Consider the following 13,718-nt stretch of genomic DNA (forward strand, 5'->3'; position numbering starts at 1 on the left):
CCTTGCCCTTAGCTAGTGATTCCGACTACATCGGCTCACAGAGGACTTTCACCTCCTAGTTAGCGCCCATGCCGGGCGCACCGCGGAACGGCCCGAGCCAAAGAGCGGTCTCGAACCTCGGTTGAAGCCTCGCAAAACCCGCGAGGCTCCAACACGTCCGGTGGTGTAATTGCTAAAGCAATAACGCCACTTTCGCTACAAATGAATACTCTCAGCTCTTCCAACTAGTTTTTTTATAATAGGAACGTCCAATTGTGATCTTTTTTTATTTAACTTAACTAAAGGTATCAGATACTTCCAAAATTTTTGGAAGTATCTGATACCTTTTTTTGATTCGTATTAAGATTTGCGACAATACATGTTACAATCGACATATGTTATATAAAGCATATGTATTGGAGGATTCAAATGAACTATTGGATTTTAGCTTTAACTTTTTTGAGTGTTAATTTAGACTTTTTCTTCATGCTGATTTTTCTACTAAAGAAGTACAAACTATCACACGTTATGATTGGCTATCTTTTAGGAAATATCATTTTGCTGACAGCAAGTTTTGTTATTGGAAAAACTCTTGCAGCCTTCCTTCCTGAATGGATCTTAGGGACTCTGGGAATTTTGCCCATCTATTTAGCTTTCCACGATAATGATGACGACAATAGTCAACATACCAATCACAATTCGGAGACTTGGAGTACTTTAGTTACCTATTTATCAGTCTGTGCCGGCTGTAATCTCTCCATTTTCTTGCCCGTTTTAGTTGGAGAAACAATTTCTAACTTTTTCATTACGTTATTATTTATCGGTGGCCTAACTGTTATGGTCGTTTTATTAATTAAACTTATCGCTAATATTCCAGCAGTCTCTACTATTATGGAAGCTCATGGTGAAAAATTAATGAAAGTTTGTTACGTATTGATTGGACTGTACGTCTTCTGGGACAGCGGTTTGATCAGTCACTTAATTGCTCTGTTTTAATGCTGTATACTATACTTAAATACTAAAAGGACATACAACAATGGATAAAAATGAACAAGTGAAATTGATTGATTCCAGAGATTTGATAGAATCCGAACGAATTTTTAAATTATTGAGCAATCCCAATCGATTACGAATGCTAAAGCTTTTGGAAGATAACAAATTAAACGTCAATGAAATTGGTCATATCTTGGATATTGAACAGTCCGTTGTTTCCCATCAGTTGGCAATTTTGAAAAAGCACCAACTGGTTAGTTCTGAAAAACAAGGGAAATTCAATTATTATCGCTTAGATGATCCGCACATTTTGGATGTTATAAATGAGATGTTGGAACATGCTGACCACGTTGTTCGTGGGAAAAAGCATGGTGAGTAGAAAATACCATTAATTCTAAATGAATTGATGGTATTTTTTTAGGTTATCAGCAATAAGTAATTACATATTCAAGTAAAAACATCTAATTTTATTAAGGCCACAGTTATATTCATTCACCAAATGTACATTATTTCAGCTTAAATCAGGCAAACATTGACTTTTTGTAAGCGCAAGCATATTATTCAATATGTAATTACTTAATAAATTATTTGGAGGGCTTAATTATGCTTGAATATACTTTAAATGAACTTGAAAGATTGGTTGATCACACTAACTTGCACGCCTTTGCTTCAGATGCTGACATGGTGCAACTTTGTGACGAAGCTAAGGAATATCACTTTAGAATGGTCGCTATTAATCAGGTACAATCCAAGGTTTGTTATAATGAATTGAAGGATACTGACATTGATATCGGTGCGGCCATTAGTTTTCCACTCGGCCAAACAACTGTTGAGTCTAAATTATTTGATATTAAAAATGCACTTGAGAATGGTGCTAACGAAATTGATTATGTAATTAATATTACGGAAGTTAAGAATGGAAACTTTGCATATGTCAAAGACGAGATGGAACGTATTGTTAAACTTTGCCACGATAATTCAGTCTTAATTAAGGTCATCTTTGAAAATACTTACCTGACAAAAGATGAAATCAGACATGTTGCCGAAATTGCTAAAGAAGTTAAGCCTGATTTTATTAAGACTTCAACTGGTTTTGGCCCTAGTGGTGCTAAAATTGCAGATGTTAAATTGATGAAAGAAGTTGTTGGCGATACCGTTTCTGTTAAAGCCGCTGGTGGTATCAGAAATTCTGACGACTTTTTGGCTATGATTGCTGCTGGTGCTGATAGAATTGGTACAAGTAGTGGGATCAAGATTATCGCTGCTATCAAACAACGAATGGAATTTGACCACGTCAGCTCAATCAAAATTGATAGAAAATATCAAAAAAATATGAAATAACAGGAGATTTGCCTCATGAATGGTGGGAATTTACCAAAACACACATTAATCGAAAATGATTTACTATCAAAAATCAGTGATGGTACTTACAAGCCAAACACCTTGATTCCCAAGGAAACTGAGCTTATGGAGATCTATGACGTTAGCCGCCCCACCGTTCGTCAAGCAATTCAAGCGTTGGTTGATAAGGGATTACTAGCAAAACGTAAGAAACGTGGCACGATTGTTAAGCAAAATAAAATTTCTCAAGAATTCACTCACACCATCGAAAGTTATGATGATGATGTAAAAAATAAGGGTCTAACTCCCAAAACTCACGTAATTTTATTACAGAAGGAATTGCCTAATAATGAGGTCTGCGAAAATTTAAAAATCGATAAAAAGGACTACGTTTTCAAACTAGTAAGATTACGTTATGCTGACAATCAGCCCGTTGTTTTAGTAACGAGTTATATTCCATACAAAGTCTTCCCTGATTTGGATAAATTCGATTTCAACGACGTTTCGTTGTATTCCACTTTGGATTCTCACGACTGCCCAATCATCCAAGTTCGTCGAAAACTTGAAGTATTATCAGCCGATGAAACGACCGCTGACTTGTTAAATATTGATGAGAATGATCCAATTTTCTACTTTCATACAACTGGTACAACTAAAAATGATATTCCCGCTGAATACTCAATTGCCAAATATCGTGGCGATATTAATTCGTTTGAAATTTTTATCAAGAGGTGAGAGTTTAGGTATGCCGTTTCCAAATCTGAGAGTATTCATCTGTTGCGCGGTACGGCCCGAGCCAAGGAGCGGTCTCGGACCTCGGTTGAAGCCTTACCAAAAACCGGTAAGTCTCCAACACGCCCGGTGGTGTAAGAGCTAAAGCTCTAACGCCACTTTCGCGACAGCTGAATACTCTCAGATCTTCTCCAACTAGTTTATTTTTTTTAGAAACAATAAAATACGAATCCATCGTTATATCGTTATTTACTTATTACTCAAAAAAGCAGAAGTTATTTTTTCACTTAGGAAATCTACCAAGTGAAAAATAACTTCTGCTTTCTTATTACCAATTTCTGAAATAAACAAATTAATCAAATTGCCTTAATACTCGGAAATTGTACCGTTTCGTTACGTTTTTTTTATAAATTTCCTAGAGCAAAAACAACTGGAATCGTTATTAAACTTAAAATGGTCGACAAACTCATCAGAGAAATAGCTGGTGCCGTATCTCCATTGGCCTGCAACGTGAACAAAACAACTAATCCAGCTGCTGGACATGCTGCCATTACAATCGTCGTGTAAAAGGCAACGCCAGATACACCGATAACTTTTAACAATACTATTCCAATGATTGGAAATAATAAATTTCGTAATAAAATTGTTAATCCTATTTCCTTATTTAACATGTCACGACTGAATTTGATATTGGCCAAACTGTTACCAATAACAATCATCGACAATGGCGTATTGATTGAGCCGACGTACTTGATAACTTGGTTAGGAACACTTGGTATCTTGATTGAAAAAATAAATATCAGGATTCCCAAAAAAATAGCAATAATATTCGGATTTAGAAGTACTTGTCGCCAATCAGTCTTTTCAACCGTCCCATTGTCACTGTCATTAAACAAAGAAACTCCTTGAGTCCAACTGAAAATATTGAACGCTGCCAAAGATACGACCGCAAAGAAAACTCCTTCGGAACCAAATAACGCACTGATCAAAGGAATCCCCATGAAACCCGCGTTTGAATAAATACTGCCATACTGCGTTATCCGTCGTAAATTCTTATCTTTTAAACGACCAAATATTAATTTGACCACAATAATTTCAATAATATAGAGTAAAAACACACCAGCAATCGCTAACAAAAATTGTTTGATTCGACTACCTGAATATGGTTGTTCAAACGCATTTATAATCAAACATGGTGAAACGATATATAGCAAAACGTTTGTCAGATCACTCGAAGTCTGTGAATGCATGAATTCTAATTTGTTAATTAAAACCCCCACCAGCATTAAGCAAAACATCAAGACGATTTGATTGATCAGTTGTCCAATATTCATATGTATACTCCCCTTAGTTAGTTCATTATACAAATATTTCATGCCAAAAAGATAGTTTGCTGAAAATTAATTAAGCATCCCGACTCCACTTAACCTAGGAATACTAAAAAAGCAGTTGTTTTTCACCCCATGGAATTTCCAAGTGAAAAACAACTGCTTTCTTATTACCAATTGTTGAAATAAACAAATTAATCGCATTACTAAAGGTTGAAAAATGAAAAATTAATATAGCCATTGTTGTTACAAACCTAAAGTTAATTTATTTAAATAAGCGGAAGTTTTCATTTTACTGTTCCGCTATTAAAAACAAACTAGTTGGAAGAGCTGAGAGTATTCATTTGCAGCGAAAGTGGCGTTATTGCTTCAGCAATTACACCACCGGGCGCGTTGAAGACTCGCGGGTTTTGCGAGTCTTCAACCGAGGTCCGAGACCGTACTTTGGCTCGGGACGTTCCGCGCAGCAATTGAATACTCTCAGCTCTGGAGACGGCATGGTTAAATTCTATACACGACGACGGCTAGTTGCTGGATATCCTAATTGTTCCCGATATTTAGCAACAGTTCTTCTGGCAATTTGCAGATTATCTGCCGTTAACATTTCAGATATTTTTTGATCACTAAGTGGTTTAGTTTTATCCTCATCATCCAAAATACCCTTAATCTTATTCTTAACTTGATCAACTGATTTTTCTTCACCAACAGTAACTTTACTTCTGCGTGAGAAGAATTGTTTCAACTCAAAGATACCAAAGTCAGTCTGGATATATTTTCCATTAATTGTTCGACTGACAGTTGACTCGCTCATTTGTAGTTTTTGGGCAACGTCACGAATCAACAGCGGTGCCAAAGAATCAGTCTCTTGCATAAAGAATTTATACTGTTCCTTAACGATACATCTACCGATAATTGAGACCGTTTCAATCCGTCTTTGCAAGTTATATTCCAGCGTTTTGTACTGATTGTATTTATCATGAATATACTTGTTTACGTCTTCATCAGTTGACTTAGCTAATCGATCGTATGTTTCCTCAGCAAAAATTAATTGTGGCTGACCATATTTTGTGATTGCCAAACTCAATTTATCGCCATTCTTCTTAACTGCTAGCTCGGGTACAACATATTGTTCATTTTGCGAAGTATAACGTTGGCCGGGATTAGCTGACAATGATTGGATAAAATTAACATCCTCTTGCAATTCCGAATTGGACAGTTTCAACGCACGTTTTAATTTCTTCCATTCATGTTTAGTAAATAATTCAAAATTATCGCTCAACATTGACATGACGGCTTTATCCGCATCATCGGCTTCAGCTTGTAAATACAAGCATTCTTGTAAATCACGGGCTCCAATCCCTGGAGGATCAAGTTGGTGCAAAAGTGTTTTCGCATCAAGCAACATGATTGGTGTAATATCGTCGACTTCCTCAAAAATTTCATCGTCCGATAAAGTCAGATAACCATTAGGATCAAGTTGTTCAATTAAATAAACTACTAAATCACGTAATGGTGTCTTACGCATAGTCAGCTGAACTTGATCAAGTAAATATTCAAATAATGACTGTTGTTCATCCTTGATTTGATAGCCATTACCACCCTCGTTATCGATAAATGGCATATCCAGATTTACATGTACATCGAAGAGTGGATTTTCCAAACTCTGTTCACTCAAATAATCGGCCAAATCAATTGCATCCGATTGTAAAATCAAAATTGATTGTCGCATTCCTTGTGTTAAAGACAACCCTTGAACTTGTTTTTGGTTTAAATTCTGTTTAAGTTCCATCAGGTTCCCTCCCCTCTATAAATTAATAAATTAAAAATCATAAGACAACTTATCTGTTTAATTAGTCGATAATTTCTGTAACCTAAAAGTTGAAATATAAAAAATTAATACAGTCGCTACTGTTACAGGCCTAGAGTCAATTTATTTAAATACTCAGAAATATTTGTTTTATTATCCCTGTTATTAAAAAAATAAATTAGTTGGAAGAGCTGAGAGTATTCATTTGCAGCGAAAGTGGAGTTATTGATTTAGCAATTACACCACCGGGCGCGTTGGAGACTCGCGGTTTTTGCGAGGCTTCAACCGAGGTTCGAGACCGCTTCCCAGGCTCGGGCCGTTCCGCGCAGCAAATGAATACTCTCAGCTCTGGAAACGGCATACTTAACTAAACTTTAGTTAGCTCTAAAAAAACGTTTTCATTACACTTACCACTATTATGATAGCGCTTTTTTATTAATTTGTATTTACTCTTCAAAAATTTTATTGTCTAATGTTACGTTTCACATCGATAAATGAACTGAGTCCACTGGAATCAAGGCGGATCAGGCGATCACGAAACTCATTTCGATCTAACGTCATCCGATTCTCATTATAAATTCGAAATAACATCAGCGTGTTGCGAATCAAGAAATTGGCACAGACGAAGGCATCCAATTTGGAAATATCAAATGTTTCAAAAATAGCTTGAGAAAATCCTTTTGCAACCTTAGTTTCGACCTTTCGTGACAAAAAGCTGTAATCATCTGAGGTCATCATAAGCGTATAGAATTCTCGTGACTCTTGAAAAAAATCCAGAATTTTATCAAATATATAACCTGGTTCCGCTAATCCTTGCCGCAGTGGCTTTTCAACCATCAACTGTAATAATTTCTCGGCAATTTCATCAACAACAGTATCCGAAAAGTCTTCAATCGAATCGTAGTGTAAATAAAATGTTTTGCGATTGATCTGTGCCTTTTCCGTCAATTCCTTCACGGTAATGTTGCGATAGCTTGTAGTACTAGCCAATTCCCGAAAGGCCTGTTGCAATGCTTGATTAGTTTTTTGAACTCGTAGATCAACTTTTTTCATTATTTTCATCCCTTCAAATTTTCGATTTTGATTTTATTACACACATTGTGTATTTATGTTGTGGACTTGATTTTTTATTGCGTTATTATTTAGTCCACAGTTGTGTATTATCTTTTTTCAAAGCAACTATAACATATTTTGCTTAGGAGATTAATAATGATTAAAGAAGAATGGAAATATTTACTCAAGCACAAATTAATGGTCATTGTCTTTGCAGTTATGATCTTTATTCCCTCGATTTATTCGGTCACTTTTTTAAAATCAATGTGGGACCCTTACGGAGAATTACAAAATCTACCCGTAGCCGTTGTTAATCATGACCAAGATTTGAACTATCAAGGAACTAAATTGGCCGTTGGTCACGATTTGGCTAAGAGTCTCGACAACTCCAAAGCTATGGATTTTCATGTTCTCGATTCTAGTGCCACGGCCAGTAAGGGGTTAAAAAATGGTAAATATTACATGGTCATCACCATCCCCAAGAATTTTTCTAAGAATGCAACTACCTTGTTAGATCGAAAACCCAAGAAAATGGTCTTAAATTATGAAACTAGTGCTGGACATAACTTTACCGCCTCAAAAATGACTGCTCAAGCTGCTCAAAAGGCCGCCCAATCAGTCTCAGAGCAAGTCACAAAAATTTACTCAAAAACGATGTTTACAACCATCAAACAACTGTCAAAAGGTATGACTAACGCCGCCAATGGTAGTCAAAAGTTGGTTGCTGGTAATACTAAAGTTGAAAGTGCCAATCAGCAAATCACTACTGGTTTGAACACATTAGCTAGTAGTTCTCTGACTTTTGCCAATGGAGCTCAAACCTTCAATCAAGGTCTCAATCAATATATTTCTGGCGTCAATCAGGCCGCTAGTGGTTCTTCATCCTTAACTAATGGTTTGACTGAACTAAATAATAATTCCACTAATTTAGTAACTGGTGTTAATCAATTGACCACTGGTAGTAATGCTTTAAGCACAGGACTTCAATCCTATACAAATGGTGTCTCTTCACTCGATTCAGCAACTAAAACAGTTAATTCTGATGTTAATGAGTTGGGACAAGGTACTACGAAATTAGCAACTAATTCTCAGACTCTTAGCTCTGGTTTGACCCAATTACACTCTGCCAGTCAAGAACTAACCGATAATCTTCAAAAAGTTAGTGCCGGTCTTAGCGACAATACTACTCAACTGAACAGTTCTATAACTAACTTGAAAAAGGAATTATCTGATAACAATACGACCCAAGCCCAAACAACTAAACAGGATTTAACCAATTTACAACAGGCAGTCAGTGATCAAAATGAATCTAGTTTATCTACTAAGGTATCCCAAGTGGCCGATCAGCAAGGCTTATCAGCCACTCAAAAAGCTGCTATTTTAACCGCTGTTAATAGTTCTAACAGTGACACCCTTACCAAAGCCACAGATGCCTTAAGTACTGACCTCAACAGCTTAATGACAACTCAAGCCACAACAATTAACCAACTGAATACTTTTCAAAACTCTGTCGGTGACTCTCAAAATAACTTATCCACAGTTATTGCACAACTTGGCAGTAGTTCTAATCAACTGACGAATCAACTAGGTACAGCTGAAAACGGTATGGCTCAGTTGACGACTGGCCTCGGTAATGTCAACACAAATACTTCCAAATTAGTTCAAGGTACGACTCAATTAAGTTCTGGTACGAATAGTTTAGTCACTAACGGTGTTGCCCTAACTAGTGGTGCCGATACATTAAACAATGGTCTTGGCGAAATGAATACTCAAATACCCAGCCTCACTTCTGGTGTAAGTCAGTTAAACAGCGGTGCCAAGGCCTTAAACAGTGGTTTGACTAAATTAACTGCAAACAGTTCTAGCTTGACTGGAGCTTCGCAGCAGTTAACTAATGGTGCTGATCAAATTGCGAATGGTTCCCAAACTTTAAGCACAGGTTCTACACAACTTGGATCAGGACTAACTCAAATCACTGCAGGTAATCAAGCGCTAACTCAGCAGCTTACTAAGGCGGGGCAAAAATCCAATCTAAAAACCTCCAAGTTAACTTACGCTCAAATGGCTCAACCAACCACGACAAAGCATACTGAACGTGACAAAGCCCCAAATAACGGTACCGGCATGGCGCCATACATGTTATCAGTTTCCTTATTTGTCGGTGCATTAGCCTTTAATTTAATATTTGATATTTATACACCACGTAAATTCCCTAGAACCGGTATTGCTTGGTGGGCAAGTAAATTTTCAATAACCAGTTTCTTTGCCTTAGGTGAATCAATTATCCTCTTCATCCTTCTAAATTTGATTGATGGTTTAACACCAATTCATCCACTAGCAACGTTTGGCGTCCTATTCTTAACAAGTTTAACTTTCATGTCGATTATCTACTGGTTAAATTTGGTCTTAGGGAAAGTTGGATCATTTTTCAGTATGATACTGTTGGTCTTCCAACTCGGCGGCTCAGCTGGTACTTATCCAATTCAATTATCCAATCATTTCTTCGAAGCAATCCATCCCTACTTACCAATGAGTTATAGTGTCGATGGTTTAAGACAAAGTCTCATGATCGGTGACTCCTCTCGACCAGATATGTTAGTACTTTTAGCCATCACCTTATGTTTCTCGATCTTTAGTGTTCTCTTCTTCATTAGAAGAAAATCACATCTAAATGAAATTGATTTCACCAAAGAGGCAGCCGAACATTCTATTGTTTAACTAAAGGTTGAAAGGTTAGATAAGGATGCCGTTTCCAGAGCTGAGAGTATTCAATTGCTGCGCGGAACGGCCCGAGCCAGAGAGCGGTCTAAGGCTGCTGAAAAACTCCTGAATTTTTAATTTTAAAAAATCAATTCCCATAAAACAGTTATTATTGAGTACAAAAGTGGGTGAAATTACCCAAAATAGTGCTTCAAATAAAACGAGAATGGTGGATTAAATTTCTCTAATTTAGTTTTTCAGCAGCCTCGAGCGGTCTCGAGCCTCGGTTGAAGCCTCGCAAAACCCACGAGTCTCCAACACGCCCGGTGGTGTAATTGCTGAAGCAATAACGCCACTTTCGCTGCAATTGAATACTCTCAGCTCTTCCAACTAATTTATTTCTTTAATAACAGGAACAATAAAACGAATATTTCTGATTATTTATAAATTAGCTCTACACCTGTAACAACAAAAGTCATATTAGTTTTTCACCTTTCAACCTTTAGTTGTTTAATTTAGTTTGAGGCATTGCCGTCCCCGGAATCGAGAAGAAGCTTTCGATTTTTAATCAATATCTCCTGAATGATAACCGGCACGCCTGATTCAATATATAAAAAGTCCTTAAATAACCAGATAACATGTCTAGTGATTTAAGGACTTTTTTCTTGCAAGTTTGAAATTGGTATATATTAAAAATACTATCATACCAGTATAAAATATTAAATGGTTCAGTTATTTTACTTTCCTATATATGCAGTCATATACTCTAGGCGTAATAACGAATAGCGTATTACATTTAAAATAATAATTTACTCCATTATTAACTGGAGGTCTGAAAGATGAAATCAATTAAAAGAGAATTTTTTGCTGCTACCTTGATAGCTATTGCCATTCTTGGTTTATTTACTGCCTTCCTACTTCTACTATCTCCCGGCTTACAAACAGCTAAAGCTGCCACGACTTCACCGCCAACTACAGCCACGACAATTTCGTCGCCGAAGGCAATTTCACAAGCAACCACTGGCACGCCGAAAAAAGAATTAAATGTCGCAGGTTTAACCGGTAATGATGCCACTATTACTGATATGAATGGCAATCCTGTCAAACCATCCGATAACTTATATGCTTGGATAAATTTCAATATTAGTTATGACTGGAGTATTCCAGATGGCGTTCCAATTGATTCAGGTGACACAGTTTCATTCGAATTACCTAGTGGTATTACTACACCTGGTGATATGTCATTTCCAATTTATGATTCCAACAACGTTGAAATTGGTGTTGCTACACTTAAGGCCGGAGCTAAAACTGGTACAATCACTTTCAACGATGCACTTGAATCAACCACCGCTAACCGTCACGGTACTATATCTTTAGTTGCTAAAGGTACTAATACCGGTGATGGCAACGAAGGAAACAACTGGATGTTTAACAAAAATGGTTGGATTGCAGGTTTTACTCCTAAACTAGCTCCTAGCGAGTTGGCCTGGAACCTTGCTTTTAACCCTAATGAACAAACTTTGCACAACGTCGTACTCACTGACACACTTGGTCCAAACCAAGAATACATCCCTGGTTCATTGACTGCTATGACCGGATACTTCGGTACTAGCGGCTTTGTCAGCAGTGGTGAGCCTCTATATCCTGTCGTGACAACCGAAGGTAACAAAGTCATCATTACATTCCCTGAGGATGTAACTACTGCTGTTGATATTTATTATCGTACTAAAGTTACTGGTACCAATCCTAACGGTACGACAACTTGGACTAACAGCGCTACTATGGGATCCAGCGAAGGTAATTATTCCGTTGACTCCTCAACTTCTTGGGGTGGTTCAGGTACCGGTGGTGGCGAGCTAAAAGTTGGTTCAATCACAATCACTAAAACTGATGCTACAACTAACCAAGCTTTGTCCGGTGCTGAATATGAACTAAAAGATGCCCGTGGTAAAGTCATAATTTCTAACGCCGTAACCGATGCAGATGGTAAAGTAACCATCAATGATTTACCATACGGTACTTATACGTTGCTAGAAGTTAGAGCTCCTGATGGCTATCTTCTAAATACCAACACACACGTCTTTACCATTCCTGACAATGGCTCCGTCAACCTGATGGCTAACGAAAAAGATGATGCTCCTACTGGTTCCGTTGTATTAAAGAAACTTGATCCTAATTCAAACGCTACAATTGCCGGCGCTACTTTCGAATTACAAGATAAAAATGGCAATGTTATTAAACAAGGTATCGTAACTGATGGTAATGGTGAACTAGCTGTCGAAGACTTGCCTGCGGGCGAATATCAATTTGTTGAAACTAGCCCAGCCGCAGGTTACCTTCTAAATAAAACTCCAATCGAATTCACTATTGTAGCTAATCAAACGACACCTGTTACTTTGGAAAAGTTTGACGATCCAACAACTGGTGTTTCTGACACTGGTAACGTTGTTTTAACAAAAGTTGATGCAACACTCAACAAGCTCTTACCTGGAGCTGTCTTTGATTTATTAGATAGCAATGGCAAAGTTATCCAAAGCAATTTGACTACTAATGAAAAGGGTCAAATCGTTGTTTCAAATCTTGAGGCTGGTGACTACTCATTCGTTGAAACCATTGCTCCTGAAGGTTATGAACTCGACAAAACTCCAATTAAATTCACTGTAACTAAAGATATGACTAACAATTTGGAAGCTAAGGATAAAAAAGAGCCTAGCAAACCTGGCGTAGTAGTACCACCTACTGAACCTGGTAAACCAAAACCACCTGTCGTTAATCCTGGTCCTGGTAAACCAAAGCCACCTGTTGTTAACCCTGGTCCTGGTAAACCAAAGCCACCTGTTGTTAACCCTGGTCCTGGTAAACCAAAGCCACCCGTTGTTAACCCTGGTCCCGGTAAGCCAAAGCCACCCGTTGTTAACCCTGGTCCCGGTAAACCAAAGCCACCCGTTGTTAACCCTGTGGAACCTGGCAAACCCGGCGTAACTACACCTCCTGTTGTTAACCCTGTAGAACCTGGCAAACCTGGCGTAACTACACCTCCTGTTGTTAATCCTGTAGAACCTGGTATTCCTTCCGTTACTATCCCTGGAGGATCAACCTCAACTACAAATCCTAACCCAAGTACTGAATTACCATCAACTGGCAATAGTTCTGGATCTGGTTATGGAGTCGGAAAATTCCCACAGACTGGTAACGAAAATGGTCTACTAATGATGCTCGGTGGTTTCTTTATCGCATTGTTTGTTTTATTAAGACATCTGATTAAGAAATTGGCCTAACCATTAAACAAACTATGATCAGTTCTAAGAATTAAGACAAAGAGACACTGTGATTCGATTTTGATCACAGTGTCTCTTTGTCTTAATCAAACACAATATATTTCACTGAACTTGCACTACGCTCTTGAAATATAAGGTCTGAATACTAACTAAAGGTTGAAAGGTGAAAAACTAATATAACCATTGTTGTTACAGGCCCAGAGCTAATTTATTTAAACAAATCAGAATCCTTCGTCTTATTTTTCCTGCCATAAACAAACTAGTTGGAAGAGCTGAGAGTATTCAGTTGCAGCGAAAGTGGCGTTAGGACTTTAGTCCTTACACCACCGGGCGTGTTGAAGACTCGAGGGTTTTGCGAGGCTTCAACCGAGGAACGAGTCCGCACTTTGACTCGAGCCGTTCCACGCAGCAATTGAATACTATCAACTTTGGAAACGGCATACTTAACTAAAATTTCACCCTTTAGATACTAAGGCTCAATTCACTATACTTAATGGCTACACAACA

Annotated in this window: 9 protein-coding genes; 6 read left to right on the plus strand and 3 right to left on the minus strand. The window is 37.6% G+C overall.

Annotated elements, in window-relative coordinates:
- The first annotated feature begins 408 nt into the window (after positions 1 to 408).
- The 4 genes from FFM71_RS03140 (at position 409) to FFM71_RS03155 (ending at position 3,048) form a co-directional block, all read left to right on the plus strand.
- Positions 409 to 975, plus strand: coding sequence for a cadmium resistance transporter (locus FFM71_RS03140; protein WP_137610743.1), 567 nt, complete (start codon positions 409 to 411; stop codon positions 973 to 975).
- A 40-nt stretch (positions 976 to 1,015) separates the two neighbouring features.
- Positions 1,016 to 1,351 carry an ArsR/SmtB family transcription factor gene (locus tag FFM71_RS03145; RefSeq protein ID WP_137610744.1) on the plus strand — a complete coding sequence of 112 codons (336 nt, stop codon included), beginning with the start codon at positions 1,016 to 1,018 and terminating at the stop codon, positions 1,349 to 1,351.
- A 224-nt stretch (positions 1,352 to 1,575) separates the two neighbouring features.
- On the plus strand, positions 1,576 to 2,313 hold the full coding sequence (gene deoC / locus FFM71_RS03150; protein WP_137610745.1) for a deoxyribose-phosphate aldolase: 738 nt from the start codon (positions 1,576 to 1,578) through the stop codon (positions 2,311 to 2,313).
- A 15-nt stretch (positions 2,314 to 2,328) separates the two neighbouring features.
- Positions 2,329 to 3,048, plus strand: a complete 720-nt coding sequence (locus FFM71_RS03155; RefSeq protein WP_137610746.1) for a GntR family transcriptional regulator — start codon at positions 2,329 to 2,331, stop codon at positions 3,046 to 3,048.
- A 401-nt stretch (positions 3,049 to 3,449) separates the two neighbouring features.
- Here FFM71_RS03155 and FFM71_RS03160 read toward each other — a convergent pair whose 3' ends face one another.
- From FFM71_RS03160 to FFM71_RS03170, 3 genes are all read right to left on the minus strand, one after another.
- Positions 3,450 to 4,379 carry an AEC family transporter gene (locus FFM71_RS03160; RefSeq protein ID WP_137610747.1) on the minus strand — a complete coding sequence of 310 codons (930 nt, stop codon included), beginning with the start codon at positions 4,377 to 4,379 and terminating at the stop codon, positions 3,450 to 3,452.
- Positions 4,380 to 4,881: 502 nt separating this feature from the next.
- The gene (gene rpoN, locus FFM71_RS03165) at positions 4,882 to 6,162 is read right to left on the minus strand and encodes an RNA polymerase factor sigma-54 (protein ID WP_137610748.1); all 1,281 of its coding nucleotides are present in this window, start codon (positions 6,160 to 6,162) and stop codon (positions 4,882 to 4,884) included.
- Between the two features lie 480 nt (positions 6,163 to 6,642).
- Positions 6,643 to 7,233 (minus strand): TetR/AcrR family transcriptional regulator, encoded by a 591-nt coding sequence (locus tag FFM71_RS03170; RefSeq protein ID WP_137610749.1) that lies wholly within the window; start codon positions 7,231 to 7,233, stop codon positions 6,643 to 6,645.
- Between the two features lie 156 nt (positions 7,234 to 7,389).
- On the opposite strand from FFM71_RS03170, the gene FFM71_RS03175 reads away from it, so the two are divergent.
- Positions 7,390 to 9,951 (plus strand): YhgE/Pip domain-containing protein, encoded by a 2,562-nt coding sequence (locus tag FFM71_RS03175; protein ID WP_137610750.1) that lies wholly within the window; start codon positions 7,390 to 7,392, stop codon positions 9,949 to 9,951.
- Positions 9,952 to 10,772: 821 nt separating this feature from the next.
- Positions 10,773 to 13,211 carry a SpaA isopeptide-forming pilin-related protein gene (locus FFM71_RS03180; RefSeq protein WP_137610751.1) on the plus strand — a complete coding sequence of 813 codons (2,439 nt, stop codon included), beginning with the start codon at positions 10,773 to 10,775 and terminating at the stop codon, positions 13,209 to 13,211.
- Positions 13,212 to 13,718: the final 507 nt, after the last annotated feature.

This window comes from Companilactobacillus huachuanensis (assembly GCF_005404815.1).
Classification (GTDB): domain Bacteria; phylum Bacillota; class Bacilli; order Lactobacillales; family Lactobacillaceae; genus Companilactobacillus; species Companilactobacillus huachuanensis.